At 61.0% G+C, this 23,087-nt stretch carries 23 protein-coding genes, 1 tRNA gene and 1 riboswitch; of the genes, 6 read left to right on the top strand and 18 right to left on the bottom strand.

Annotated elements, in window-relative coordinates:
* Positions 1-685: 685 nt before the first annotated feature.
* Both miaA and mutL read right to left on the bottom strand, forming a co-directional pair.
* Positions 686-1,630: a tRNA (adenosine(37)-N6)-dimethylallyltransferase MiaA gene (miaA, locus tag PQR27_RS02470; RefSeq protein ID WP_408522144.1), complete on the bottom strand. Its 945-nt coding sequence runs from the start codon at positions 1,628-1,630 to the stop codon at positions 686-688.
* A gap of 42 nt (positions 1,631-1,672) precedes the next feature.
* Complete coding sequence (mutL, locus tag PQR27_RS02475; protein WP_408522145.1) at positions 1,673-3,700, bottom strand: DNA mismatch repair endonuclease MutL; 2,028 nt, start codon at positions 3,698-3,700, stop codon at positions 1,673-1,675.
* Positions 3,701-3,919: 219 nt separating this feature from the next.
* On the opposite strand from mutL, the gene PQR27_RS02480 reads away from it, so the two are divergent.
* Complete coding sequence (locus PQR27_RS02480; protein ID WP_408522146.1) at positions 3,920-4,591, top strand: VTT domain-containing protein; 672 nt, start codon at positions 3,920-3,922, stop codon at positions 4,589-4,591.
* Positions 4,592-4,734: 143 nt separating this feature from the next.
* On the opposite strand, the gene PQR27_RS02485 is transcribed toward PQR27_RS02480, so the two are convergent.
* The 4 genes from PQR27_RS02485 to PQR27_RS02500 all read right to left on the bottom strand — a co-directional run bounded on the left by PQR27_RS02485 (position 4,735) and on the right by PQR27_RS02500 (position 8,432).
* On the bottom strand, positions 4,735-5,547 hold the full coding sequence (locus PQR27_RS02485; protein WP_408522147.1) for a mechanosensitive ion channel family protein: 813 nt from the start codon (positions 5,545-5,547) through the stop codon (positions 4,735-4,737).
* Between the two features lie 313 nt (positions 5,548-5,860).
* Positions 5,861-6,235: a hypothetical protein gene (locus PQR27_RS02490; RefSeq protein WP_408525383.1), complete on the bottom strand. Its 375-nt coding sequence runs from the start codon at positions 6,233-6,235 to the stop codon at positions 5,861-5,863.
* Between the two features lie 358 nt (positions 6,236-6,593).
* The gene (locus PQR27_RS02495) at positions 6,594-7,253 is read right to left on the bottom strand and encodes a hypothetical protein (protein ID WP_408522148.1); all 660 of its coding nucleotides are present in this window, start codon (positions 7,251-7,253) and stop codon (positions 6,594-6,596) included.
* 795 nt (positions 7,254-8,048) lie between these two features.
* Entirely contained in the window at positions 8,049-8,432 is a 384-nt protein-coding gene (locus PQR27_RS02500) for a winged helix-turn-helix transcriptional regulator (RefSeq protein WP_408522149.1), read from the bottom strand.
* 83 nt (positions 8,433-8,515) lie between these two features.
* Here PQR27_RS02500 and PQR27_RS02505 point away from each other — a divergent pair, with 83 nt between their 5' ends.
* A complete protein-coding gene (locus PQR27_RS02505; protein ID WP_408522150.1) occupies positions 8,516-9,676 on the top strand; it encodes an alkene reductase in 1,161 nt (386 codons plus the stop codon).
* A 22-nt stretch (positions 9,677-9,698) separates the two neighbouring features.
* Positions 9,699-10,889: an MFS transporter gene (locus tag PQR27_RS02510; protein WP_408522151.1), complete on the top strand. Its 1,191-nt coding sequence runs from the start codon at positions 9,699-9,701 to the stop codon at positions 10,887-10,889.
* Positions 10,890-11,143: 254 nt separating this feature from the next.
* Here the strand turns inward: PQR27_RS02510 and PQR27_RS02515 are convergent, their stop codons facing one another.
* On the bottom strand, positions 11,144-12,034 hold the full coding sequence (locus tag PQR27_RS02515; protein ID WP_408522152.1) for a LysR family transcriptional regulator: 891 nt from the start codon (positions 12,032-12,034) through the stop codon (positions 11,144-11,146).
* A gap of 115 nt (positions 12,035-12,149) precedes the next feature.
* On the opposite strand from PQR27_RS02515, the gene PQR27_RS02520 reads away from it, so the two are divergent.
* Entirely contained in the window at positions 12,150-12,320 is a 171-nt protein-coding gene (locus tag PQR27_RS02520; RefSeq protein ID WP_408525529.1) for a hypothetical protein, read from the top strand.
* Entirely contained in the window at positions 12,272-12,979 is a 708-nt protein-coding gene (locus PQR27_RS02525) for an SDR family oxidoreductase (RefSeq protein WP_408522153.1), read from the top strand. Before PQR27_RS02520 ends, PQR27_RS02525 begins: the two co-directional genes overlap by 49 nt.
* 260 nt (positions 12,980-13,239) lie before the next feature.
* Here PQR27_RS02525 and PQR27_RS02530 read toward each other — a convergent pair whose 3' ends face one another.
* On the bottom strand, positions 13,240-13,623 hold the full coding sequence (locus PQR27_RS02530; protein WP_408522154.1) for a cupin domain-containing protein: 384 nt from the start codon (positions 13,621-13,623) through the stop codon (positions 13,240-13,242).
* A 2-nt stretch (positions 13,624-13,625) separates the two neighbouring features.
* Positions 13,626-14,219 carry a LysE family translocator gene (locus PQR27_RS02535; protein ID WP_408522155.1) on the bottom strand — a complete coding sequence of 198 codons (594 nt, stop codon included), beginning with the start codon at positions 14,217-14,219 and terminating at the stop codon, positions 13,626-13,628.
* Positions 14,220-14,320: 101 nt separating this feature from the next.
* Between PQR27_RS02535 and PQR27_RS02540 the strand changes: the two genes are divergently transcribed.
* Positions 14,321-15,208 (top strand): LysR family transcriptional regulator, encoded by an 888-nt coding sequence (locus tag PQR27_RS02540; RefSeq protein WP_408522156.1) that lies wholly within the window; start codon positions 14,321-14,323, stop codon positions 15,206-15,208.
* Between the two features lie 904 nt (positions 15,209-16,112).
* Here the strand turns inward: PQR27_RS02540 and PQR27_RS02545 are convergent.
* The 9 genes from PQR27_RS02545 to ydfG all read right to left on the bottom strand — a co-directional run bounded on the left by PQR27_RS02545 (position 16,113) and on the right by ydfG (position 22,714).
* Positions 16,113-16,188, bottom strand: a tRNA-Lys gene (locus PQR27_RS02545).
* Between the two features lie 184 nt (positions 16,189-16,372).
* Positions 16,373-17,122 carry a tol-pal system protein YbgF gene (gene ybgF, locus PQR27_RS02550; protein ID WP_408522157.1) on the bottom strand — a complete coding sequence of 250 codons (750 nt, stop codon included), beginning with the start codon at positions 17,120-17,122 and terminating at the stop codon, positions 16,373-16,375.
* 19 nt (positions 17,123-17,141) lie between these two features.
* A complete protein-coding gene (gene pal, locus PQR27_RS02555; RefSeq protein WP_408522158.1) occupies positions 17,142-17,651 on the bottom strand; it encodes a peptidoglycan-associated lipoprotein Pal in 510 nt (169 codons plus the stop codon).
* A gap of 32 nt (positions 17,652-17,683) precedes the next feature.
* Complete coding sequence (gene tolB, locus PQR27_RS02560) at positions 17,684-18,976, bottom strand: Tol-Pal system beta propeller repeat protein TolB (protein WP_408522159.1); 1,293 nt, start codon at positions 18,974-18,976, stop codon at positions 17,684-17,686.
* 138 nt (positions 18,977-19,114) lie between these two features.
* The gene (gene tolA, locus PQR27_RS02565; RefSeq protein ID WP_408522160.1) at positions 19,115-20,131 is read right to left on the bottom strand and encodes a cell envelope integrity protein TolA; all 1,017 of its coding nucleotides are present in this window, start codon (positions 20,129-20,131) and stop codon (positions 19,115-19,117) included.
* Positions 20,128-20,574, bottom strand: a complete 447-nt coding sequence (gene tolR, locus PQR27_RS02570) for a protein TolR (RefSeq protein WP_408522161.1) — start codon at positions 20,572-20,574, stop codon at positions 20,128-20,130. The genes tolA and tolR overlap by 4 nt, the downstream gene beginning before the upstream one ends.
* Before the next feature lie 10 nt (positions 20,575-20,584).
* Positions 20,585-21,262, bottom strand: a complete 678-nt coding sequence (gene tolQ, locus PQR27_RS02575; protein ID WP_012431821.1) for a protein TolQ — start codon at positions 21,260-21,262, stop codon at positions 20,585-20,587.
* 155 nt (positions 21,263-21,417) lie between these two features.
* Complete coding sequence (gene ybgC / locus PQR27_RS02580) at positions 21,418-21,897, bottom strand: tol-pal system-associated acyl-CoA thioesterase (protein ID WP_408522162.1); 480 nt, start codon at positions 21,895-21,897, stop codon at positions 21,418-21,420.
* Positions 21,898-21,967: 70 nt separating this feature from the next.
* Complete coding sequence (gene ydfG / locus PQR27_RS02585; RefSeq protein ID WP_408522163.1) at positions 21,968-22,714, bottom strand: bifunctional NADP-dependent 3-hydroxy acid dehydrogenase/3-hydroxypropionate dehydrogenase YdfG; 747 nt, start codon at positions 22,712-22,714, stop codon at positions 21,968-21,970.
* A gap of 238 nt (positions 22,715-22,952) precedes the next feature.
* A riboswitch (ZMP/ZTP riboswitch) is annotated at positions 22,953-23,061 on the top strand.
* The last annotated feature ends 26 nt before the right edge of the window (positions 23,062-23,087 follow it).

A 23,087-nucleotide genomic window follows, 5' to 3' on the forward strand; every position in this document is an offset into this window, starting at 1 on the left:
GCTAATTTTTAAGCGGGTCCCCTGGCTTGGAGGGGATCGTGGCTCCGTAGAGATTGAGCCCCCGCACCTTCCCGCCTGAGTGACCAGGCCGTCATTCCTCCGGCGGCGCTGCGCGCGCCGATGCGGTACTTCATCAAACCACCCCCTCGGCTTTACGCATGCGATTTGCCCGACTCGGCGACTCGCAATGGCATACCCTTGCTGACTTGCTGACTTGCTGACTTGCTGACTTGCTGACTTGCTGACCTGCTGACCTGCTGGTGGCGCCGGCCTTTCAAAAACCATTGGTATTTTTCGGCGCCTCGCCGAGGCGAAGCCGACGGCCCCCGCCGAGCGCAAACGAAGCGTCTGGTTTCCGTAGTGGACCCGTCCGCGACGCACGTAGTGCGGAGTGGGAGCGGATGACGGCTGTGTCACGGGTGGTTACGGACCGAGGTGTGATCCGTTAATCGGACCACCAGCCCCTCCAAGCCAGGGGACCCACTTAAATGTTGGCGGTGTGAGCCGCTTTCTTTTGCCTACTTTTCTTTGCGGCGGCGCCCCGAAGGAAGTCCACTTGGTGGGCAAAGAAAAGTAGGTGCCCCCCGCACAGGGGGATCGCTAATAAACCAATAAGAATAGAAACACCAAACGCCGTAGGCACAACCACAAAATGCCGCCGCCAAAGGCAAAAAAATCACCCCGCTCACAAACCATCAACAATCTCAACAACCCGCGCGCCAGCGCCCAAACTACAGCAATCAACCACAACCCTCTCAGGCATACTCCGCAGCCAGGTGAGCTGCCTCTTACACAATTGCCGCGTGGCAAAAACGCCTTTATTTCTCATGGTCGAGTAATCGACCACCCCATCGAGATATTCCCAAACCTGCCGATATCCCACACATCGCATCGACGGCATCTCCGGCATCAAATCCCCGCGCTCACGCAACTTCACCACTTCGTCGACGAAGCCCTCTGCCAGCATTGCGTCAAACCGTTTCTCGATGCGGGCATGCAACACGCTCCGATCAGATGGCTCCAGTGCAATCGGCACGAATCGCCACGCCAACGCAGCATCGTCCACTCGGGCTGGCGCAGCCAGCAGCGCCGACATCGCCTGCCCGGTCAGCATGAAAACCTCGAGCGCGCGCTGGATTCGCTGCGAATCGTTCGGCGCCAACCGCGTGGCAGTCACAGGATCAACCGCCGCCAGCCGCATATGCATGGCCGGCCAGCCGTCACGGGCGGCATCGGCATCGAGCGTGGCACGCACGTCAGGATCGGCGGCTGGAAGGTCGTTCAGGCCCTGTGTGAGCGCCTTGTAGTACAGCATGGTGCCGCCCACCAGCAACGGCAGCCGCCCACGTGCGCTAATTTCGCCGATCAGTCGCAAGGCATCAGTGCGAAACTCCGCCGCCGAATACGCGTCGGCGGGATCGACGATATCGATCAGATGATGCGGCGCCAGCGCGCGTTCTTCAGCCGTTGGCTTGGCGGTGCCGATGTCCATCTCGCGATAAACCAGCGCCGAATCGACACTGATGATTTCCACCGGCCGTCGCGCCGCCAGCGCCAGCGCGGCAGCAGTCTTGCCTGATGCGGTCGGGCCAAGCAGGCAAGGAATGGGCATAGGAACGTTCGACGACATCAGCTGGACATTCCAGGCATAAAAAGCGGACTCAAACGCACCTCATTGCCCGCGCATGAACAGGCGGTCGAGATCTGCTAGCGTCAACTGATACCACGTCGGGCGTCCGTGATTGCACTGGTCGGCGCGCTCGGTCGCCTCCATCTGGCGCAGCAGCGCGTTCATCTCGTCGAGCGTCAGACGCCGGTTGGCCCGCACCGCGTGATGGCACGCGAGCGTGCCGAGCAATTCGTGCTGACGTTCGGTCAGAACACGCGAGCCGCCGAACGCATGCAGGTCGGAGAGGACCGCACGTGCCAATGCCTGCAGATCGGCATCTTTCAGTAGCGCCGGCACGGCGCGGATTGCAAGCGTGGTTGGCGAGAGCACTGCGAGGTCGAAACCGAGCGCGTCGAGCGTGTCGCGCTCTTCCTCCACCGTGCCGATTTCGATTGGATCGGCCTGCATCGATTGCGGAATCAACAGCGGCTGTACGGCAATCGTGCGATCGGCCAGCGCGTTCTTGAACTGCTCGTACAGAATGCGTTCGTGCGCGGCATGCATGTCGACGATCACCAGTCCGTGCGCATTCTGCGCAAGTACGTAGATGCCGTGAATCTGGCCGAGCGCGAAACCGAGCGGCTGCTCATCGGCAGCGTTGAAAGCGGGCGTTGTATACGGCGCGGACGTGTTGTACGGCGCAGGCGTTTCGGCGGCCGAGTCGCGTGCTTCGAAAAGAGTTGCGCCTTCGGCTGTACCCGCGCTGGTGTCGCGCCGGCCGAACAGGGCGTCGTAAAACGCGAGCGGCTGAGCCACCGGTAGCGTGCCTTGCGTCATGCGCGCCTGGCGCATCCACGTATTTCCAGCCGGTGATGAGCCGAAGCCGCCGCCAAGGCTGCTGCCTGCGCCCGCGCTGGAGCCGAAGCCGCCGGCAGCCGCGCCGCCTGGCAGCGTGGCACCAAACGAAGCCGGACCGCCCGGCGAAGCTTCCAGATGCGCCGCATGCCCACCGGCGGTCGTTTCCGGCGATGCGCCCGCATGCCGCGCCAGCGCGCGCTGTACGGCGTGAAAGACGAACTGGTGAATGGAGCGCGAATCGCGAAACCGCACCTCGATCTTCGAGGGGTGCACGTTCACGTCCACCGCTTCCGGCGGCAAATCGAGAAACAGCACGTAGGACGGGTAACGTTCGCCGTGCAGCACGTCTTCGTACGCGGCACGCACGGCGTGCGTGAGCAGCTTGTCGCGCACGAACCGGCCGTTGACGAAGAAATACTGCTGGTCAGCGCGCCCGCGGCTCGCGGTCGGCAGGCCGGCGCAGCCATAGACCGCCAACGGTCCGGCGGATTCGTCGAGCGGCAGGTGGGCCGTCGCAAAAGTTTCGCCGAGAATCTTCGCGACCCGCAGGGGCGGTTCGCTCGCGTTCCAGTGTTCGACGGCCTTACCGTTGTGCAGCACCGAAATCGCCACGTCGGGCCGCGCCAATGCGGCGCGGCGAATCTGTTCGAGGCAATGGCCGAGCTCGGTTTGTTCGCTTTTCAGAAACTTGCGGCGCGCGGGCGTGTTGAAGTACAGCTCGCGAACCTCGATCGTCGTGCCTTGGGTGCCCGCCGCAGGACTCAGCACGCCGGTTTGTGCGTCGACGCGTACGGCGTGCGGCGCACCGGCGATGCGGCTCGTGATGGTCATCTCGGCAACGGACGCAATCGACGCCAGCGCCTCGCCGCGGAACCCGAGCGTGGCTACGGCTTCCAGCTCGGCGAGCGAGCGGATCTTGCTGGTCGCATGGCGCATCAGCGCGAGCGCCAGTTCGTTTTCGGGGATGCCGCAGCCGTCGTCGGTAATCGAGATGCGTTTGACGCCGCCTTCATCGAGCAGGATGCGTAGCGTCTGCGCGCCCGCGTCGAGCGCGTTTTCCAGCAATTCCTTGACCACCGAGGCCGGCCGCTCGACCACTTCGCCGGCGGCGATCTGGCTGATCAACTGGTCGGGAAGGGGCTGGATCGCCCGCAACGGACGTGGGGCGGGCGCGGCGGCGGAAACTGCGCCAGCGGCGGCGGTGTCGGCAGGCGTTTCGGAGAATTCGGACATGGCGAAATTATAGCGATTTGGCGCACACGGGCCGCGCGACGGTCAAAACCTCATCCGCGCGAGCGCGCACCGCGCAGATTTTTTATCGCTTCCGGGCACTTTCGGTATCATGGCGCGGTCAATTTCCGGCGGCGAGCGTGCGCTCGCCGTTCATTCCTCGCAGGGCCGCCGACGCGGCCATTCCCGCTACGATCACATTCGCTCAAAAAAGGACGCTTTTTGGACACGCTGCTACAGTTCGCCAACCTTGTCTTGCACATCGACAAGTTTCTGGGAGTCTTTATCCACGAGTACGGCGCCTGGGTCTACGCGGTGCTGTTCCTGATCGTGTTCTGCGAAACCGGGTTGGTCATACTGCCGTTTCTGCCGGGCGATTCGCTGCTGTTCATCGGCGGCGCGTTTTGTGCGACCGGCGAAATGAATATTGGTTTGCTGATCGTGCTGCTGCTCGTCGCGGCGGTGGCGGGCAATACGGTCAACTACATGATCGGACGGGCCATTGGGCCGCGGGTGTTCAATTCGCACATACCGTTTCTTGAGCGTTTCCTCGACCGCGCCGCGCTGCAGAAGACTCATAACTTCTATGAGAAGCATGGCGGCAAGACCATCGTGCTGGCGCGCTTCATACCCGTGGTGCGGACCTTCGCGCCGTTCGTCGCTGGCGCTTCGGAGATGACGGTCAGCCGGTTCCAACTGTTCAACATCCTCGGCGCGCTGTTGTGGGTGCTGCTGCTGGTGTTGCTCGGCTACTTCTTCGGCAACATCCCGTTCATCCGTCAGTATCTGAATGTGATTGTGCTGATCGGTATCGGCGCGGCGGTAGTGCCGGTTCTGCTCGGCGCGTTGTGGAAGGTGACGCGCAAGAATGCATCCGGAGCGAGTGGCCGTTGACGTTTCACATGGCCTGTAGTCCGTAGCCGGTAGCCAAACGAAAAACGGCGTCGCGAATCTCGCGACGCCGTTTTTTTATTTCAAGCTTCGAATCTGACAGCTGGACCAGTGAGTTGGCGGAAGAACCTTTCCTTGAGTCGCGCCTAATTGATGATGCGCGGCGCGAGCGGCGTTTCCGGCGTTGGGTAGCCAGCGTCCTTGAAGGTCTGGATGATCGCGCGATTGGTGTCGAAATAGACCTGCCAGTAGTGGTCAGTGTGCGTATAGGGCCGCACGCACAACAACGGTCCTTCAGGCGTGAAACTTAGCACTTCGATATCCGGCGCCGGACTCTCGGCCACGTTCGGAATCTGGGTGACTGCGGCCTTCAGGCGATTCATTGCATCCGTTGGATCGACGCCGTTAGCGATCTTCGCAGTCAATTCGACGCGCCGCACCGGCAACACGCTGTAGTTCGAGATCGTGTCGGAAAAGATCTTGTTGTTGCCGATGATGGTCGTCACGTTGTCCGGCGTCACGACGGTCGTGCCGAACAGACCCAGTTCTGAGACCGTGCCGGTTACACCGCCCACGGTGACAAAATCGCCCACCTTGAATGGACGCAGCACCTGCATGAAGATGCCGGCCGCAAAGTGGGCGAGCAAGCCGCCCCATGCGGTGCCGATTGCAAGGCCGAGGCCGGCGAGCAACGCGGCGAACGAAGTCGTCTGCACACCGAATACCTGCAGGATCGCAAGGATCAGCAGCAGGTTCAGCAGAGCGCCGAGAATCGAGCCGAGATAATGAGCAAGGGTTGGATCGACGCGGCCATTTTTCGCCAGCAGTTTGCGAAGCAAGCCGGTAATCAGGCCAATGACCCAGCGACCGACGATCCACAATACGATCGCGCCGAGTACCTTGGTGCCGAGGTCGATGCCTCGGGTCATGATGAAGACGCGTACGGTTTCGAGATCCAAGATGTTCCTCGTTGGTTAAGTTGCCTTCGACTGATTGAACAGCAGTGGTGCAATACAGCGGCAAATGCCCGGCGACGGGCGCAAACGGTAACACTCGGTGTTCGGAAGTTATAGCCGACGTCGCGCGCATACGCAAGGTCCGTTCCCGTTCCTATGCGGATTGCGTGCGGGGGAAACGCGGTTGGTGTGAAGCGTGTGCGATGACGGGATTGCGCTCGCCGTTGCCGGAGGCCAGGTCTGTGCCTGGCTGACCCTTAGCACGTTCGCATATCGCAGATTTGTTGCTGGTGAACTCTCGTGATGGGGTTGCGGCTTACATGGGCAGATGCGATTCGGAATACGCAGAGGTGTGAATGACCACTGCGTTAGTGGTCTTGACCGTGGCGGGACGCGCGCGGCGGGCTACGTAACGCCACGCCAGGGTGGCAATGGCCGCAAGCACATACGCACCAGCGCGTTCGAAGAACAGGGCGGGCGTGCTGAATTGACCGTAGCGACTCCGCGCATCGGCGAATACCAGGAAGGTCAATGCAGCATCGAGCAGCAAGGCAGCCAGTGCCAGCGCGACGAAAACATGCGCGCCGTTGATCGAGGCGCCGGGTATAAGCCGGTTGCACAGATGGCACACGAACAGCACGACAGCCAGCAAAACAAGGTTCGAGACGAGATCGAACAGAAAATTGGTCATGTTGACGGAATGAAAGTGCAGGGAACTGAGGCGTTGCCAAAGCATCTGCTCACGCTGCGTTGCGGCGTGTTGCGCAGAACCGGCGGCGATCATTGCACGTCTTTACATCTCAATAAATGGCAACGTTCGGAGTCCGTTGTATTGTGTTTTGTGGCGCTGACACACTGTCGGACGATGTTCCTGTCGGACTGCGTGCTTTGAGGTGACGCTTGTAGGAGTGTGTCGGATGAGATCGAAACAACGACGGCGTCGTACTCGGAATTCGGGCTACGTTGCCGTCGTTGTTCTTGATGCCACTTATGCGCCGCGACGAGACGGCAAGTTTCGTCCGACACGTGTCGTTGGCGTCAGCGCGCGATCAGAAGTGGTACGAAACACCAATTTGCAGCGTCGGATACCAGCGATAGGGCGATGCTTTGCTTCTCACTTGCTGCAATCCCGTTGCGATGATTTCCTGGCTCATTGCCGGGCCGGCTGCCTGAGCGAGGGCGGGCGATAACGTGTAGGACGAGTGCGGTATGCCGTAAGCGACGCCGAGGTCTGCAACCAGCCCAAATCCTTTCGCTGCGGGCCGGAAGCCGTAACCCACGCCAAGGTACGGCATGACGGTCGGGTATTTGGCGGTGGCCGTCGCATACTCGCCGGGAAACGCTGGCGTTGTCTGGCCTTTGAACGTATAGGTGCCGTTTGTCGGGACGGAATTGCCGCTGACCTCGTCGTCGGTAAAGCGTAGGCCGGCGGTAACACGGAAGCCGCTGTTCGACCACGGGAATAGATCTCCGTAGACACCCCCCTGGCGAAGGCGTACGCCATCCTCGTAGCGATTTCCGCCCACGGTAAAGTTGTGTGAGAAATTGATCGCGTTGAAGTCGGCGTGCAGTCCGAACCATGACGTGACGTTCAGCGCCGCGCCGATTCCGGCCCCTAGCGTGCCGCCCTGAAGGAATATCTCCTGAGCGTACGAAGTGTCGATCGATATGGCTAACCCTACTACCCAGATTACCTTTGCAGCTTTCATGGGCGCCCCCCTGGGCAAGTGGGCGGGGCGCGGTCATACGGCTTTGGCTGCCCCGTCTCATGGTCTTTTTTTGGCGCTCTATCGGCGTCGTGAAAAGATCATGCGTGCGGGCGACGCGGGCAGTCTGTGGGGTTGCGAACTATTGCGAGGAATGCGCGGGGAAACGGCAAGTGGGTTCCAAAAAGAAAAAGGGCTTGCGACGCAAACGCGTGCAAGCCCTTGAATCTTTTGGTAGGCCGTACGGGATTCGAACCTGTGACCAACGGATTAAAAGTGCGAGTCAGGGGATAACGCTGAATACTTTTTCTACTAAAAATCAATGACTTGGCGCAACCGGGCCGCAGTCTTCCGCAGTCAGAAGCAGTTGTTCGCGGCTCTGTCTGCCTCCCGGTCTGCTTCCCGATTCCGCCGGCTCAGGCCCGTCACGCGGGCAGTCGGCGGGGTGTGCGGGCGATTCGTGTTGGATCGGGATGAGCATGCGTCGACGCTGTACCGAGTGAGATAGCGGAGTAGTCGAAACTGGCACACGCCGATTGGCAGTTCGACCTTTTTCGTAACAGTCGACCGAACCCAGCGGCTGACTTCGGTTTGGCCATTGCGGTGGTCCGCAACCCGTCGTGCCCCGCGCTCAGCGAACGGCCGCTTACGAGCGAGGCGTAGGACCGGACCGACCCGTTTGAGCCATTCGCTCCGAGTCAAATAAGTGGCCGCCTTCGGACCTAACGCAGACTTCCACCGTGCGACCGAACGTCGCGCCTTGACCGACTGAAACCACGTCCCGGATACCGACAGCCATTAGGCGTCAGACAATTGATCTCGAACGACAGCATCGCATGGCAGAAGCCTATCGACCTCGCCGAGTTCGTTGGCGTGATGGACTCCCCATTCGTGGAGTGAATCCAGAATGGGCCGCAGGCTTTCGCCGAGCGGGGTGAGCAGGTATTCGATTCCTTGACTATCCGCGGCGCTCGACTGCCGGCTCACCAATCCATGTTCCTCCAGCGCTCGCAGCTGCTCAATCAACACCTTCTGCGAGATGCCGGCAATGCGCTTCTCCAGCTCGCACGTGCGTTGCGGGCCATCCAGCAGCACATACAGGATGACCGTCTTCCAGCGTCCTGAAAGGACAGCTAGCGCTCGCTCGACCGGCAAGCCCGGTAATTTGTTGATGATCTTCATTTGACACGACTAACCAAACGGTGTGTAGAGAGGGATGGCTACCGAAAGTAAGCTTTCAGTCATACCCGACTGAAGGTGGATATATGGTAAATCTGTTCGAATCTCAAGTCCTTGGCGGCATCGTTCCGCTGAAAAACCGCATTGTCATGGCGCCCATGACCCGCACGCGGACGTCCGATCGCGATGTCCCCAACGAGCTGATGGGTATCTATTATGGGCAGAGGGCCAGTGCCGGCCTGATCGTGACCGAGGCAACCGACGTCGCGCCATCCAGCAAAGGCTACGCGTTGACGCCCGGCATCTACACAGAAGCACAGCGACAGGGCTGGCGTTTGGTGACCGATACAGTTCACCGCAATGGCGGCACGATATTTTTGCAGATATGGCATGTCGGCAGGATGGCTCATCCGTCGCTCATGCCAAATGGCGAGGCCCCTTGGGGCGTAAGCGGTGAAAGGGCTGAGCATTCCGATGTGTTTGCCCACGATGCCGACGGCAAATTGGGCTTTATTCGTGCAGGCACGCCAAGACGCCTCCGCACCGATGAAGTATCGGCTTTGGTCGACACCTTTTCCCACGCCTTCGCCAATGCCCGGGAGGCCGGCTTCGATGGTGTCGAAATCCACGGAGCCAACGGCTATCTGTTCGACCAGTTTATGAACTCGGTGCTCAATACCCGCACTGATCGCTACGGCGGACTTAGCGTAGAAGATCGTACGCGTTTCCTGGTGGAAGTCGTTGAAGCGGCGGTGCGTGAATGGGGTCCGGGGCGCGTTGGCGTTCGCCTGTCGCCGTTCGGCAAGTACAACTCCATGCCGGCGGACCCTCTTGCCGAGGAAACGTTGCTGTACGTTTGCGAGCAATTGGGTCGTCGCGGCGTCGCCTACATGCATCTGGTCTACCAGCTAATGCCTGCGGGAAACATGGAGAGCAGCGAGTTCAAAGAACGACACATCGACCACGCTTTGCTCGCCAGGGTTCGCGACGCTTTTCCTGGCGCAATCATCTGGTGCGGCGGCTTCACGAACCGCGAGAGCGCTCAGGCTGCGCTCGACACCGGGCTAGTGGACCTGATCGCCTTGGGCAGACCATACATCGCAAACCCTGATCTTGCTGAGCGTCTTAAGCACGGCTGGCCCCTGGACGAAGCCGACCCATCGACCTTCTACACCCGGCGCGGTGAAGTGGGCTACACGGACTTCCCCGCCTATTCGGTCGAGCGCGCGGAAGTATCGGCTTCTTAACCTACGCACGTAAGAGAACAGAATGGCGACGCCTGCCGCTTTAGCTGAAATAGACGTATCAACAAAACTCCCAATATTGGGATTGCTTGCATTGGCCACAGCCTGCTTCATTGGAATGATGACTGAGGCAATGCCGGCTGGATTGTTGCCACAGATCGGTGCAGATTTAAATGTTTCGGAAGCGCTGACTGGGCAGCTCGTCACTGCATATGCGATTGGCTCGATAATCGCAGCGATCCCCTTGACGGCCATGACGCGCGGATGGCGTAGAAGGTCCGTGCTGCTGCTGGCCATCGGTGGCTTCTTTGTGCTGAATACTGTGACGGCCCTGTCGACGAACTACGCGATTACACTCACAGCGCGATTCTTCGCCGGAGTCTTCGCGGGCCTGCTTTGGGCTCTTGTTGCGGGTCACGCCAGCCGCATGGCCCCCGAACATCTGCGCGGCCGCGCCATCGCCATCGCGATGGTAGGCGCACCAATCGCACTGTCGCTTGGTATCCCGCTCGGCACCGTCCTCGGACAGGCTCTTGGCTGGCGCTCCGCCTTCGGTGTCATGAGCGCCCTGACCGTTCTGTTGCTGGCGTGGGTTCGCTTTGGTGTACCCGACTTTCCGGGCCTCGCCGCAAGTCGCCACCTGTCCGTCGGCCAAGTGTTTAGCATTCCGGGGGTGAAATCCGTGCTGATCGTCACGCTCGCGTATGCGATGTCCCACAACGTCATCTATACCTACATCTCGCCGTTCCTGGTCTCGTCAGGCATGTCGGGCGGCGTGCATACAGCATTGTTCGTCTTCGGCGTGAGCGCTCTTGTCGGCATCTGGATTATCGGAGTCCTCGTTGACCAATGGCTGCGAGAACTCGTCCTTGCGAGCGTCGCTATGTTCTGCCTCGCCTCCGCAGCAATGTTCTTCTGGCAAGCGTCTCCTTTCGTAGTTTATGCGAGCATCGCAGCGTGGGGGCTTAGCTTCGGGGGTGCCGGAACGCTGTATCAGAATGCATCCGCAAACGCTGCTGGCGAGGCCGCCGATGTCGCACAGTCGATATTCGTCACTTCCTGGAATATAGCGATTGCAGGCGGCGGCCTGGTCGGTGGCGCGATGCTTACGACGCTTGGCGCTCGTTACCTGCCAGGCGTAATTGCTCTTCTGCTCGTGCCCACATTCCTGGTGGTCTGGTTCGGTCGCCGCCACGCCTTCCCGGCAAAGAGATGAACCTGGAAATGTTGGATCGCATCTGCGCGCCGCCAAAAGGCTCCAGACGCGAGATGCAGATCGCTTCCCTGAAACTACGCCATATAGTTCGTCCGCTATCTGGGTCGGTGCTGACGGTCGAACGTCAGCATGAAAGCGTGGACCAACGTCTGTAGGTGTCCTGAGCCCGACGACGAAAGACTCAGGTCCTTCGACCCCGAGCAGACATTGGCCGACTCCGCGTGAACGTCCGTTGTGAATGAAGCAACCGCACATCAGGCAACCGCCCGAACCATGTCGATGAACGCTCGCAAACTCGTCGGCATATGACGGGTGCCATTGAAGTAAAGGAACAGGCCAGGGATCAGCGGACACCAATCCTCCAACACCGCAATCAGGTGCCCGTCGCTTAACGCCACACGGGCATAGGGTTCCGGGACATAGGCGATGCCCAAGCCGTCTATCGCTGCCTCTACCATCAACTGATTGTTGTCCAGTGTCAGGGCTCCAGGTACGTCGATCGCCACCTCCTGCCTTCGCTTGAGAAACTCCCAGCGATAGCGTTTGCCACTGGGGAGACGTTGCCGGATGCATTGATGCTGGAGCAGCGCATCAGGGACTTTCGGCGCTGGATGAATCGCCAGATATTCCGGAGAAGCGACCGCCAGAAAGCGCATCTCAGGTCCAAGACGAACCGCGACCATGTCCTTGGGCACGGCTTCGCCTAGCCTCACGCCCGCGTCGAAGCCCTGTTCAACAATGTCCACGAGTCTTCCCTCAGCTACAAGGTCAAGCTCTACACCGGGATAGCGCGCGAGGAATTCCGGCACAACGGTCTGAAGCAGCAAGCGAATGGCATTTTCGCTGCCATTGATCCGCAGCGTACCCAAAGGATGTCCTTGCGCGCTAGCGACTTCCTCCAATGTCGCATCGAGATCGTCGACTAGCGGACCAAGACGCCCTAACAGGCGCTCGCCCGCCTCGGTCAGCGACACGCTGCGTGTCGTCCGGTGCAGCAGACGGGTGCCTAAACTGTCTTCCAACCCCCGCATTGCGTGGCTAAGCGTGGAGCGGGTGATCCCGAGCAGATCGGCAGCACGCCGGAAGCTACGGTGCTCGGCAACGGCCATAAACGCTCTTAGATCATTCAGAGTCGGCTTGCTCATTGGTGGCTATTTTTCACCTTATCGTGCAATTAGTTGGTAATTGTCGCAACAATGATAATGCCATAGCATCCGTCGCATACCCCGCGCTTTTTTTGCTCTTCACAGGATGCACACCATGCCCAAGAGCTGGTTCATTACGGGAACATCTACCGGCCTCGGCCGGGTTCTCACCGAACGTTTGCTGGCACGCGGCGACCGGGTGGCGGCTACCTTGGGCGACCCGGAGCACTCGACGAATTGCTCGCACAATACGGTGATCGCCTGTGCGTCCTCACCCTCGACGTAACGGACGTCCAGTCAATCAGAACTGCCGTGGCGAATGCCTTCGAATACATGAAGCGCATCGACGTGGTGGTCAGCAATGCCGCCTATGGCCTCTTCGGCGCCGCAGAGGAGGTGAGCGACACGCAGATCGAACGGCAGATCGCCACCAACCTGACGGGCTCGATCCAGCTCATCCGTACAGTCCTGCCATACCTTCGCAAGCAAGGTGGCGGGCGGATCGTCCAGGTCTCATCGGAGGGCGGACAAATCGCCTATCCAAACTTCAGCCTCTACCACGCCACCAAGTGGGGGATCGAAGGTTTTGTCGAATCTGTCGCGAAGGAGGTCGCTCCGTTCGGCATTGATTGCCTGATTGTTGAACCGGGCCCAACCGCAACCAACTTCGGCCAGGGACTGGATCACGCGCAACCTATGGTTTGCTATGACGACACACCAGCCGGTGAAGTACGCAGGGCGGTATCTTCTGGCGCCTTCGCAATCAAGGGCGATGCCGTCAAAACGGTCAAAGCAATGATTGACGCGGTAGATGCTGACGGCCCGCCTTTGCGGCTTACTCTGGGCAGCACCGCGTACGCTTCGATCAGCCAGGCGCTGGCCGAGCGGCTACGCTTCCTGGAGGCCCAGAAAGACGTAGCGTTTTCCGCTGATCGGGATAACTGAATTTGGTTGGCTAGCGCGGCCTCGCCCGTGTCATTGCCGCCACGACTTGTGCACGTTTGCGGCGAGCCGAGGCTTGCCATCCCGGTGCAGTTGTCCCAGGAAGGTCAAGGAGGGATGCGGCAACGAAGGTCGGATCGCGATCGGTCGCTCACGACCACCGGCCGTAGCAGCCTTGTAAGCGGCTGTTCAGACAAACAGGGTGAATGTCGCAAACTGGCTTGGAGCCGACATGTCGAAGCTGAGACACGAACTCAGTGTGATTAACGTAACTGCTCCTCGACCGTCCTCGTTAGCGGCGACTCGACGTCGCCAGTGTGCTTCGTCTGTACGGGCTCAATCAGCACGATCCAGCATTCGTGGTCGGCGACCGGATTGTGCAGCGTGCCGGCCGGCACCACATGCATCGAACCGGCGGGCAGATCGACGACGCGCCCGCCTTCGTATTCGATCTTGAGGTGCCCGCGTACGACGAAGAACAGTTCATCCTCGTGCGCATGGTCATGCCACACGAGCTGGCCGCGTACTTTCGCGACCTTCACGTATTGATCGTTGACCTGCGCGACGATTTTTGGCGACCAATATTCCGACACGTCACCGAACGCGGCTTCGAGGTCGAACGATTCGGCAAACGGATAGACAGGCATGGTTATCTCCAGGTGGGGATGACGGATACGGCAAGCAGTACGCCCATCGCAAGATTCAGGATGCGCCAGTGGCGAGGCGTTCGAAACAGCCGCGCAAGCAGCATACCGAGCGCGCACCACAGCGCTAGCGACCCACACGCGGCCAGGCCGAATGCCGCGCCGAGCAGCATCGCGAGTCGGTTCGGATGGTTCGCGAGCAACGCGAAGGACGCCGCCGCGCCGACCGTCATCGCCCAGCTTTTTGGATTGAGCCAGAGCAGCAAGATACCGTTGACGAGCGTGACCGGCCGGGCGGGGCCGTTACCCGCGTTCGGCGGCCCGTTTCGAGCGATGCGCCACGCGAGCCACAGCAGATACGCGGACCCGAGCGCCTTTACGGCCGTTTGCAGCGCAGGCATCGCGAGCAACAGACTGCCAAGCCCGAGCGCGGCCACGGCGGCGAGCAACGCGAGACCCATCGCGATACCGAGCATGAGCGGAATCGAGCGCATAAAGCCGAAGCGGGCTCCTGACGCGGTGGCGAGCGTGGTGGCGCCGCCGGGCGTCACAGTCGCAACGGCGACGAACAAGAGAAGCGGCAGGATGGAGGAAGTCATTCGTACGCATGCGGGAGATCGAGACCTGCACTCTACGGATCATGGATACATCAGAAAAGCCAATAATGTTGATCCGATGCATTACGCGGCATAATGCGTTGATGGTCCGAAACCTTGATCTCGATCTGATCCGTACCTTCGTCAGCGTCGCCGATAGCGGAAGTATGACGGTCGCCGCGAATCTGCTGCACATGACGCAAGGTGCCGTCAGCCAACAGGTGAAACGCCTCGAAGACTTGTTGGGCTGCGTCCTGTTCGTGCGTAAAACACGCAAGCTGGAACTGTCACGCCAGGGCGAGCAGTTTCTCGTCAAGGCGCGCCAGCTGCTACAGCTGAACGACGAAATCTGGGCCGACATGACCGGCGAGTCACTGCGCGGCAGCCTGCGCGTCGGCGTGCCCTACGATCTCGTGTCACCGCTCGCCCCTGCAATGAAAACGTTCGCCGAAATGCATCCACAGGTGGAAATTTCACTTGTGTGCGCGGCATCGCCTGAACTGGGCGAAGCGGTGGATGCTGGCCGCGTGGACGTGTCACTGGTCGAATATGTCGCGAGCGAAGCCGAGGGCGAAGTGGTCCGCATCGAACCGTTGGTATGGGTGAAAGGTCGAGGCAGCGATGCCTGGCAGAAGCGACCCTTGCCGCTGTCGATGGTGGACGAACGCTGCGCATTCCGTCCAGTGGTGCTCGGCGCGCTCGCGGACAAGGACATTCCGTGGCGCACGGTGTTTGAGAGCGGCAACATCGAAGCGACTGCCGCAACAGTGCGCGCGGGCCTCGCGATCACGACCTGGCTAGCCTCGACGGTACCGGCCGACCTGGAAACGCTTGCGCCGCACGCAGCGGGCTTGCCCGCTCTACCGCCGTTCGCGATCTGCCTGCGATTGCCCGCGACGGTGGCGCCGACGGCACTGGAGTTCGCGCGCTGCGTGCGCGAATCGATGTCGAACAACGCCGCTGCCCCCGCGCAGCTCGCGAAAATCGCGTGATGGTGAGTGCTGAAGCGCACCAACGTCTCTTCGGGACGTGTGCGATCGAGCACGGCACACAAACCGTCGCCGAGCATATTGAACGTCGGTGCCCGACCCGTTCAGCGGAGACGGCCTATGTACGGTGAGAATCGACTTTGATACGTCGCAGGTGGTATCACGTCTGTCCGCTGCGGAGCGAGCAGCGGCCGTTCAAACTGCAGTTACGAACGGCACTTGGCCGAACCGGGAAGTACGAGGTCGGCCCAGCAGCGAGGGATTCGCGCGATAGCGGAACTTCTGTAGTCGACACGTTGCCGCCGCTCGAACCGTCAACGATGAAGCGGCAGGTATCAGACTTGAGCCGTCGGTCTCGTAATGCGTCGGCGCGTCTACATAGGACACGAACAATGATTGAGAAGCCGACAAGATGTGGTGATGCGCTGTTGACACCCGCGCGCGTGATGCGGCCGGAGGACGTTACGGAAGCTATGGCTGGGCGCAGCGGAAGGATGCGGGGCCGGAAGGATGGTTTTTGTCTGTAAAAGTCCCAGACAGGACGACGGACGGGATACGCGTGGTAACGGCTCATGAGCTGCTCCGTTAGTGAGTGGAGCAACGTGTAGCCTGGATTTTATTCGCGGCTTCGCGACCGGTCACCACACCGAACAGCACGCACCTCGTGACGTCGTGGCGGCAATTGACCGGGTGTCGGTGGGCCGGATACTCAACGGACCGGAGCGCGGATCACCGGAAACAGTGTCCGCATCCGGCAGCAGTGAGGCGCAGTCAACGGGAGCGTGCTGCGGGTCGACCGAAGTGGACCGCAGCCAGTGCTGCCTCCCGATCTGCCTCCCACGGGCACCTGAAGTACAAAATCAAAAGGCCTGCTTGCGCAGGCCCTTTGATTTACTACAGGAATCTTTGGTAGGCCGTACGGGATTCGAACCTGTGACCAACGGATTAAAAGTCCGCTGCTCTACCAGCTGAGCTAACGACCCAAAAGAGAAGCGAGATTATAGCGATAGCCCATAACCGCTGTCAAGGCATGGCGACATCCGGGGTCTTTACGCTTCGGGTAGTGAAAAGCCCGGCGTACCGCTACCCGGGATTTCCAGCGAGAGGCGCGCGTGACTTTTGAAATCGGACACTACGCGTTACCGCTAACCGCTAGACCCCAACCAACTATTTGATCTGCGACAGCTTGCTCTGAGCCGATTGCGCGACATCCGAGCCGCCGTACTGCGCGACGATCTGCTCGAGCGTCTTCTTGGCCGCAGCCTTCTGACCTTGCTCGAGCTGATTGTTCGCGATTGCCAGCAGCGCTTCCGGCGCACGCGGATGCTGCGGGTAATTCTTCACCACACCTTGCCAGGTCGCCGTCGAGCCTTTGTAGTCGCGCAGTGCATAGAGCGCGTTGCCGAGCCAGTACTGCGCGGTCGGCTGATAGGGGCTGTTCGGGAACCTGGAGATGAAGGTGCGGAACGACGCCGCCGCATTCTTGAAGTCGCCGTTGCGGAACTGCTGCGAAGCCGCGTTGAACGAATCGGTCTCACCCGGCTGTACCTCGCCCTGAACGCCGTCCACGGTCTGCTGCTGCGGCTCGAACTTCTTGAGACGCGTGTCCAGATCCGTGTAGTAGTCCTTCTGCTGCTTTTGCAGCGTGGCGAGCTGGTTGGCCATATCTTCGTTCTGCCCACGCAACGTTGCGACCTGCTGATTCATCTGGTCGAGACGGTTGGACTGGTCGAGGATCGTGCGCTGCGCTGCCGACAACTGACTCGACAGGCTATCGGTCTTCGAACGCAGATCGAGAATGGCCTGACGGGCCTGATCGTCGTCGAAGATACCCGCGTGCGCGGGCACAGCCGCGAAGGCCGTACCTGCGACACAGGCCGCTGCGGCAAACCGCAGCCAGGAGAAACGATGCGTCATTCGGCTCATCACCCGTTACTTACTGTTGGTACACGAGGTCGGCGCGGCGGTTTTGTGCCCACGACGCTTCGTCATGACCGGTAGCTTGCGGCTTTTCCTTGCCGAGGCTCACGGCTTCCATTTGCGAGTCCGTCACGCCCATCAGCGATAGCGAACGGCGCACAGCTTCAGCACGCTTCTGGCCGAGTGCCAGGTTGTACTCGCTGGTGCCGCGTTCGTCGGTGTTGCCCTGGATCAGGACGTGGCGTTGCGGATGGCTCTTCAGGTATTGCGCGTGTTGTTGCAGCAGCGATTGATAGTCGTCCTTGACCGAGTAGCTGTCGAAGTCGAAATAGATGCTGCGCTTGGCGAGCGGGCTGTTCGGATCGTTCAGCGGATCGACATTGACCTGCGCGACATCGGTCGGGTTCGGTTGCGTCGACACTGCACCACCCTTGTTGGCGTTTTCGTCGAGCTTGACGCCCGAGTGACATGCGGCCAGCGCGCCCAGCATCAATACAGCAAAAGCGAAACGAAGTTTGGACATCATTTTGTTACTCTCCTTGTGTTATTGCATCAACGTTATTGCATAAACGGGCCCCAGGACGGCTCGCGTACGCTGCCGCCCTGAACGGACAGGACCTGCCGAGTGCGACCATCGGTCGATACTGCGGCCAACACGCCACGGCCGTTCACCTCTGTGGCGTAAAGAATGTACTGACCGTTCGCCGCGAAGCTCGGCGATTCGTCATGTGTGGTGTCCGTCAGGCCCGTGGCTGTATTGCCCTGCAGGTCCTGGATATAGAGCTTGAAGCCGCCGCCGACGCGCGAGATATAGGCGAGCTGCTTGCCGTCCGGACTCACGCGCGGGCTGGTGTTGTAGCTGCCCGTGAAGGTCACGCGCTGCGCTGCGCCGGCGTTTTCGCCCTGGGCCGACATCTTGTAGATCTGCGGTTGACCGCCGCGGTCGCTGGTGAAATAGATCGACTGGCCGTCAGGAGAGAAGCACGGCTCAGTATCGATCGAGCTGCCCTGCGTCAGTCGTCGCAGGCCGCTGCCGTCCGCGTTGACGGCGAAAATCTGCGTGTTGCCCGTGCGCGAGAGCGCGACGGCCAGCGTGCGGCCATCCGGCGACCACGCCGGCGCGCTGTTGTTGCCCTTCTGGTCCGACACGACCACACGGCGCCCCGTAGGCAGATCGTGGATGTAGACGATCGGCTTCTTCTTTTCGAATGAAACGTAGGCGACCTTGGTGCCGTCAGGCGACCATGCCGGCGAGATGATCGGTTCGGGGCTCGACAACGCAATGTGAGCGTCCTGGCCATCCGAATCGGAAATCTGCAACTGATAACGGCCGCCCGTCTTGATGACGTACGACAGGCGCGTGGCGAACACGCCGCGCCCACCCATCAGCTTCGCGTAAATGTAGTCCGCAACCTTGTGCGCGCTCATGCGCAAGCCGCTTTCCGGGCTCACCAGCACGAGGCCGCCGAGGCTTTCGCCCTTGACGGTGTCGTACAGCTTGAAGCGCACTTCGTACTGGCCGTTCGGCAGGCGGTTCACGCTACCCGACACGAATGCGTTGGCGCCCTTGGCCTTCCAGCTGCCGAGGTCGACGGAATCTGTTTCGGAAATCGGCGTGGAACCCGCGTCGATGTTCGTGAACTTGCCGCTGCGCTGCAGATCCTGACGCACGATCGTGCTGACCTGCTGGGGGGAATTCGCCTCGTTGGCAAAATTCGCCGTTGCGATCGGAAACTGGGTGGACCCGACGCCTGTCACGAGGACGTTGAGTTGTGCGTGGGCGGCACCGCCAACGGCGATCAGGCACGACGCTACAAGTGTCCGCAGGCCTAGCTTGGTCATCAAACTCATGCTGTATGGATTCCCCAAAAACGGTTTACTAACACTTCACGACAGCAGACAGACCGGCAAACTTCTGATTCGTTCCCGGGCACGCCACGCTGGGCGGGGCGCCGCGTCTGCTGTCAACTGACTGTCAAACTACTGGCATCAACCTGCCGGGCGTAACGTAATCTTGAAGCTTGCAGGCGTCTTGCCGTCGACGTCCTGAGGCATCGGGTCGGAACGCTGAACAGCGCGCAGCGCTGCGTCATCCCATGCCGGATTGCCGCTGCTGTGCGAGATCGTTGCGCTCAGCAGTGTGCCCGTCGGCGAGCAGCGCACTGAGACCACAGTCTCGAGACCTTCAGTTTCGCCGCCCCACGAGATGTTCGGCCGCACGGCGCGTCGCACCTTGTCCGCGTAACCCGCTGATGCCGCCGTGCCACCCGAACCACTGCCCGTGCCGCTCTTCGCAAGGCCATTGCCAGTCGAGCCTTCGCCGCCGGCCATGCCTTGCATCTGCGCGAGCCGCGCGCGGCGTTCCGTGTCCAGCTTTTTCGCCTGCGCGGCAGCATCGGCTTGCGCCTTGGCCTTCGCGGCTTTCTGCGCATCGGCCTTCTTCTGCGCGTCAGCCTGCGCCTGCTTCTGTTGCTCTTCCTGCTGCTGTTCCTTCAACTGTTGCTGCTTCTGCTGCTCGGCCAGTTGCTGCTGTTTCAGCTTGTCGGCCTGCTGCTGTTGTTGCTGCTTCTGCTTGGCGGCCGCGGCTTTCTGCGCGGCGAGCTGCGCTGCCTGATCGGCCGCCAGTTGTTGCTGACGTTTCGCCTCGGCTTCCTGCTGGGCCTGCAGCTTCTGTTGACGCTGCTGCTCAGCCAGTTGCGCCTGACGAGCGGCTTCCTGTTGCTGGCGTTTCTTTTCCTGCAACGCGATGTCGGCCTGCTCGTCGGGCAGCGGCGGGGCAGGGGCCACCGGGACGGGCGGCGGCGGTGGCGGACGCGGTATGGCCGTGTCCGGCACTTCGGTCCACAGTTCGGCTTCCGCGCCTTCGGGGGTGCTGTTTTGCCACTGAATGCCGTGGTACAGGAAGAACCCGAGCAGCGCGTGCATCACCAGAGCGAACAAAAAAGCTCGCCAGGTGCCGCGTTCACGCGGAGGCTGAAGCGGGTATTCGGAATTCTTGCGGATCATTGTGATTTGACGAGCAATCCAACGCGCTTGACGCCCCGGGCTTTCAGCTCGGACATCACGTTCATCACGACTTCATACTTCACGGTCTTGTCGGCAGCGATCACGACCGGCTGGTCAGGGTGTGACTGCGCGCGGTCGGCGATGAAGCCATTCAGGTCGGCCTTCGTCATGTTTTCCTGCTGCTGCGCACCGGCGTCGTCCTTGTATTTGACGCTCATGTTGCCGTCAGCGCGAATGTTCACGATCACGGGCGGCGTTTGCTGCTGCGGCGCGGCGCCGCCGACGGTCGGCAGATTGACGATCGACGGGGCAACCAGCGGCGCGGTCACCATGAAGATCACGAGCAGCACGAGCATCACATCGATGTACGGCACGACGTTGATGTCGGCCATCGCGCGGCGCGAACGGCCGCCGCGCATGCTGGAGGAACGAGAGCCTGCCATCGTGGACTCCTTACTGTGCCTGACGCTGCAGAATGTTCGAGAACTCTTCGATGAAAGTCTCGAAGCGGATCGCCAGACGGTCGATGTCGTGCGCGTAGCGGTTATAGGCAACCACGGCCGGAATCGCGGCGAACAGGCCGATGGCGGTGGCGGTCAGCGCTTCGGCGATGCCCGGCGCGACGTTCGCAAGCGTGGCCTGCTGCACGTTGGCGAGGCCGCGGAACGCATTCATGATCCCCCACACCGTACCGAACAGACCGATATACGGACTGACCGAGCCGACCGAAGCGAGAAACGCGAGATTCGCTTCAAGCACGTCCATTTCCCGTTGGAACGCGGCGCGCATGGCGCGGCGTGCGCCGTCGAGAATGGCGCCCGAATCGTTCAGGCGCTTTTCCTTGCCCTTCAAAAATTCGCGCATGCCGGACTCGAAAATCCGTTCGAGCGCGCCGATTGTATGGCGGTTGTTCGCGGCGCTTTGATAGAGCGCCTGCAGGTCGCCACCCGACCAGAAATCGCGTTCGAAGCGTTCAGTTTGCGCGCGTGCCCGGCGGATCGCAAACCACTTGCGGAAGATGAAAGTCCACGACAACAGCGACAACAGCAGCAACAGCGCCATGACTGCCTGCGCCAGCAGGCTCGCATTAAGTACGAGAGAAACGATCGACAGATCTTGTGTAGTGTTCATAAAGGTTCGTTTTAACGTCCCGGAAGGGGGCGTCCGGCTGCAAGGTCACTCGAAGCTTGCCGTGAGCAAAACGGAAGCATCGGCGACGAAGCAAGCCGAACCATGCTTTGTGTTGCTTGATCGATACGAGTTCACTGGCCCCGTAACAACGGGGTTCAGACGTTGTTCGTTGACATGCCGCCGCCGCTTGCGTCCGGCCCGCGCCGCAAGGCGGCAAGCACGGGCGGAGGAATCGCTGCCGGCCGCAGCGCGGTGCGCTCCACGCAGCCGACCCGGATGGAACCGGTAGCAAGCAGCGTGCCGCCACACCACGCTTCCTGCGCGAAGTCGACCGACGCACGGCCAAGACGTTCGATCCGGCTCACGATCTTGACGACGTCGTCGAGCCGGGCCGGGGCCCGATAGTCGACCGCGGTGCTGCGTACGATGAACAGTGTGCCCGTTTCGTCCGCAAGCCGGTTCTGGTCGACGCCGCATGCGCGCAGCCATTCGGTGCGCGCACGTTCAAAAAACTTCAGGTAGTTCGCGTAAAACACGATGCCGCCGGCGTCGGTATCTTCGTAGTACACGCGGATGGACCACGTGAACCCAATTTCCGTGCCGGGCTGGCTGGTCGACATATTCATGCGGCGCATTTTACCGGAACGCACACCCCTAGGTCTGTTTCAAGATGTGCGCCCCGTCTGGCGGGCCTCAGCGGCAATTTCAGCCGCGATGAATCGTCAAACCGGCGAAAGATTGGGCCACCGGCATCAGCTCGATCGTGTTGATATTGACGTGCGCCGGACGCGTGGCGATCCAGTAGATCGAGTCAGCGATATCTTCCGCCGTTAGCGGTTGCACGTTCTGGTAGACGTTGGCGGCTTTTTCGTCGTCCCCGCGGAAACGCACATTCGAGAACTCCGTGCCGCCGCACAGACCCGGCTCGATGTCGGTCACGCGCAGCGCGGTGCTGGCCAGATCGGCGCGCAGGTTCAGGCTGAACTGACGCACGAACGCCTTGGTGGCGCCATAGACATTGCCACCCGCGTACGGCCAGCGGCCGGCCACCGAACCCAGATTGAAAATGTGGCCGCGGTTGCGCTCCACCATGCCGGGCAGGAGCGCATGCGTGACCTGCACGAGGCCCGTGCAGTTGGTTTCGATCATGGTGTTCCATTCATCGAGGCTCGCCTTTTGCGCCGGCTCGACGCCAAGTGCCAGGCCGGCGTTGTTGACGAGCACGTCGATGGCGGCGAAATCGGCCGGCAGCCCGGCCGGTACAGCTTCGACGGCGGCGCGGTCGCGCACGTCGAGCTCATACGGCAGAAGGGCGTCGCCGAGTTCGTCGGCGAGTGCCTGCAGGCGGTCCTTGCGGCGCGCGGTGGCGACGACACGATGGCCGCCCTTGACGAAGGCGCGAGCGATAGCGGCGCCGAATCCCGCGGACGCTCCGGTGACGAACACGATCATTGCAGTTCCCTGGTCGGTAAGAGAGAAAGGCCCCAAGCCTACTTCCAATGCCGCGCTGCGGCAAGGATGTACCAGCCGTACAGGCGGCAGCGGCACGGATTGGGCGATCGCACTCAGGCGGCTTTTATCAGACGTTTGCAGGCCGAGTGCGGCCGTGCCGTCACGTACGCCGCCGATGGCCGCGGAGGCTGCAGGAAGCCGGTTGCCTATTCGATCCTCTTCCAATAAACTAACGCGCTCACCCCTGCGTGACTGGCGATAGAACCGGTTCAAGCAATCGGATTCAAGGTGGAGCAACCCACCGTGAAGCGCAGGGTGCCGTTTTGCCGTTCGCCTGGGCAGCCGTGATCCGCGCGCATTCATCTGCGCTGAC

It is taken from the genome of Paraburkholderia fungorum, from assembly GCF_046027215.1.
Taxonomy (GTDB): Bacteria; Pseudomonadota; Gammaproteobacteria; order Burkholderiales; family Burkholderiaceae; genus Paraburkholderia; species Paraburkholderia fungorum_D.

Excerpts from the sequence above, each read along its gene's own strand:
- PQR27_RS02495 (WP_408522148.1), bottom strand. The coding sequence starts at position 7,253 with ATGAAAGCTGCAAAGGTAATCTGGGTAGTAGGGTTAGCCATATCGATC.
- PQR27_RS02515 (WP_408522152.1), bottom strand. The coding sequence starts at position 12,034 with ATGAGCAAGCCGACTCTGAATGATCTAAGAGCGTTTATGGCCGTTGCC.
- tolR (WP_408522161.1), bottom strand. The coding sequence starts at position 20,574 with ATGGCAGGCTCTCGTTCCTCCAGCATGCGCGGCGGCCGTTCGCGCCGC.
- ybgC (WP_408522162.1), bottom strand. The coding sequence starts at position 21,897 with ATGCGCCGCATGAATATGTCGACCAGCCAGCCCGGCACGGAAATTGGG.
- PQR27_RS02530 (WP_408522154.1), bottom strand. The coding sequence starts at position 13,623 with ATGCCTGTCTATCCGTTTGCCGAATCGTTCGACCTCGAAGCCGCGTTC.
- mutL (WP_408522145.1), bottom strand. The coding sequence starts at position 3,700 with ATGTCCGAATTCTCCGAAACGCCTGCCGACACCGCCGCCGCTGGCGCA.
- PQR27_RS02540 (WP_408522156.1), top strand. The coding sequence starts at position 14,321 with ATGGTCCGAAACCTTGATCTCGATCTGATCCGTACCTTCGTCAGCGTC.
- PQR27_RS02535 (WP_408522155.1), bottom strand. The coding sequence starts at position 14,219 with ATGACTTCCTCCATCCTGCCGCTTCTCTTGTTCGTCGCCGTTGCGACT.
- PQR27_RS02490 (WP_408525383.1), bottom strand. The coding sequence starts at position 6,235 with ATGACCAATTTTCTGTTCGATCTCGTCTCGAACCTTGTTTTGCTGGCT.
- ybgF (WP_408522157.1), bottom strand. The coding sequence starts at position 17,122 with ATGACGCATCGTTTCTCCTGGCTGCGGTTTGCCGCAGCGGCCTGTGTC.
- PQR27_RS02520 (WP_408525529.1), top strand. The coding sequence starts at position 12,150 with ATGCCCAAGAGCTGGTTCATTACGGGAACATCTACCGGCCTCGGCCGG.
- miaA (WP_408522144.1), bottom strand. The coding sequence starts at position 1,630 with ATGTCGTCGAACGTTCCTATGCCCATTCCTTGCCTGCTTGGCCCGACC.
- tolQ (WP_012431821.1), bottom strand. The coding sequence starts at position 21,262 with ATGAACACTACACAAGATCTGTCGATCGTTTCTCTCGTACTTAATGCG.
- pal (WP_408522158.1), bottom strand. The coding sequence starts at position 17,651 with ATGATGTCCAAACTTCGTTTCGCTTTTGCTGTATTGATGCTGGGCGCG.
- tolA (WP_408522160.1), bottom strand. The coding sequence starts at position 20,131 with ATGATCCGCAAGAATTCCGAATACCCGCTTCAGCCTCCGCGTGAACGC.
- ydfG (WP_408522163.1), bottom strand. The coding sequence starts at position 22,714 with ATGATCGTGTTCGTCACCGGAGCGTCCGCGGGATTCGGCGCCGCTATC.
- PQR27_RS02500 (WP_408522149.1), bottom strand. The coding sequence starts at position 8,432 with ATGAAGATCATCAACAAATTACCGGGCTTGCCGGTCGAGCGAGCGCTA.
- PQR27_RS02510 (WP_408522151.1), top strand. The coding sequence starts at position 9,699 with ATGGCGACGCCTGCCGCTTTAGCTGAAATAGACGTATCAACAAAACTC.
- tolB (WP_408522159.1), bottom strand. The coding sequence starts at position 18,976 with ATGAGTTTGATGACCAAGCTAGGCCTGCGGACACTTGTAGCGTCGTGC.
- PQR27_RS02505 (WP_408522150.1), top strand. The coding sequence starts at position 8,516 with ATGGTAAATCTGTTCGAATCTCAAGTCCTTGGCGGCATCGTTCCGCTG.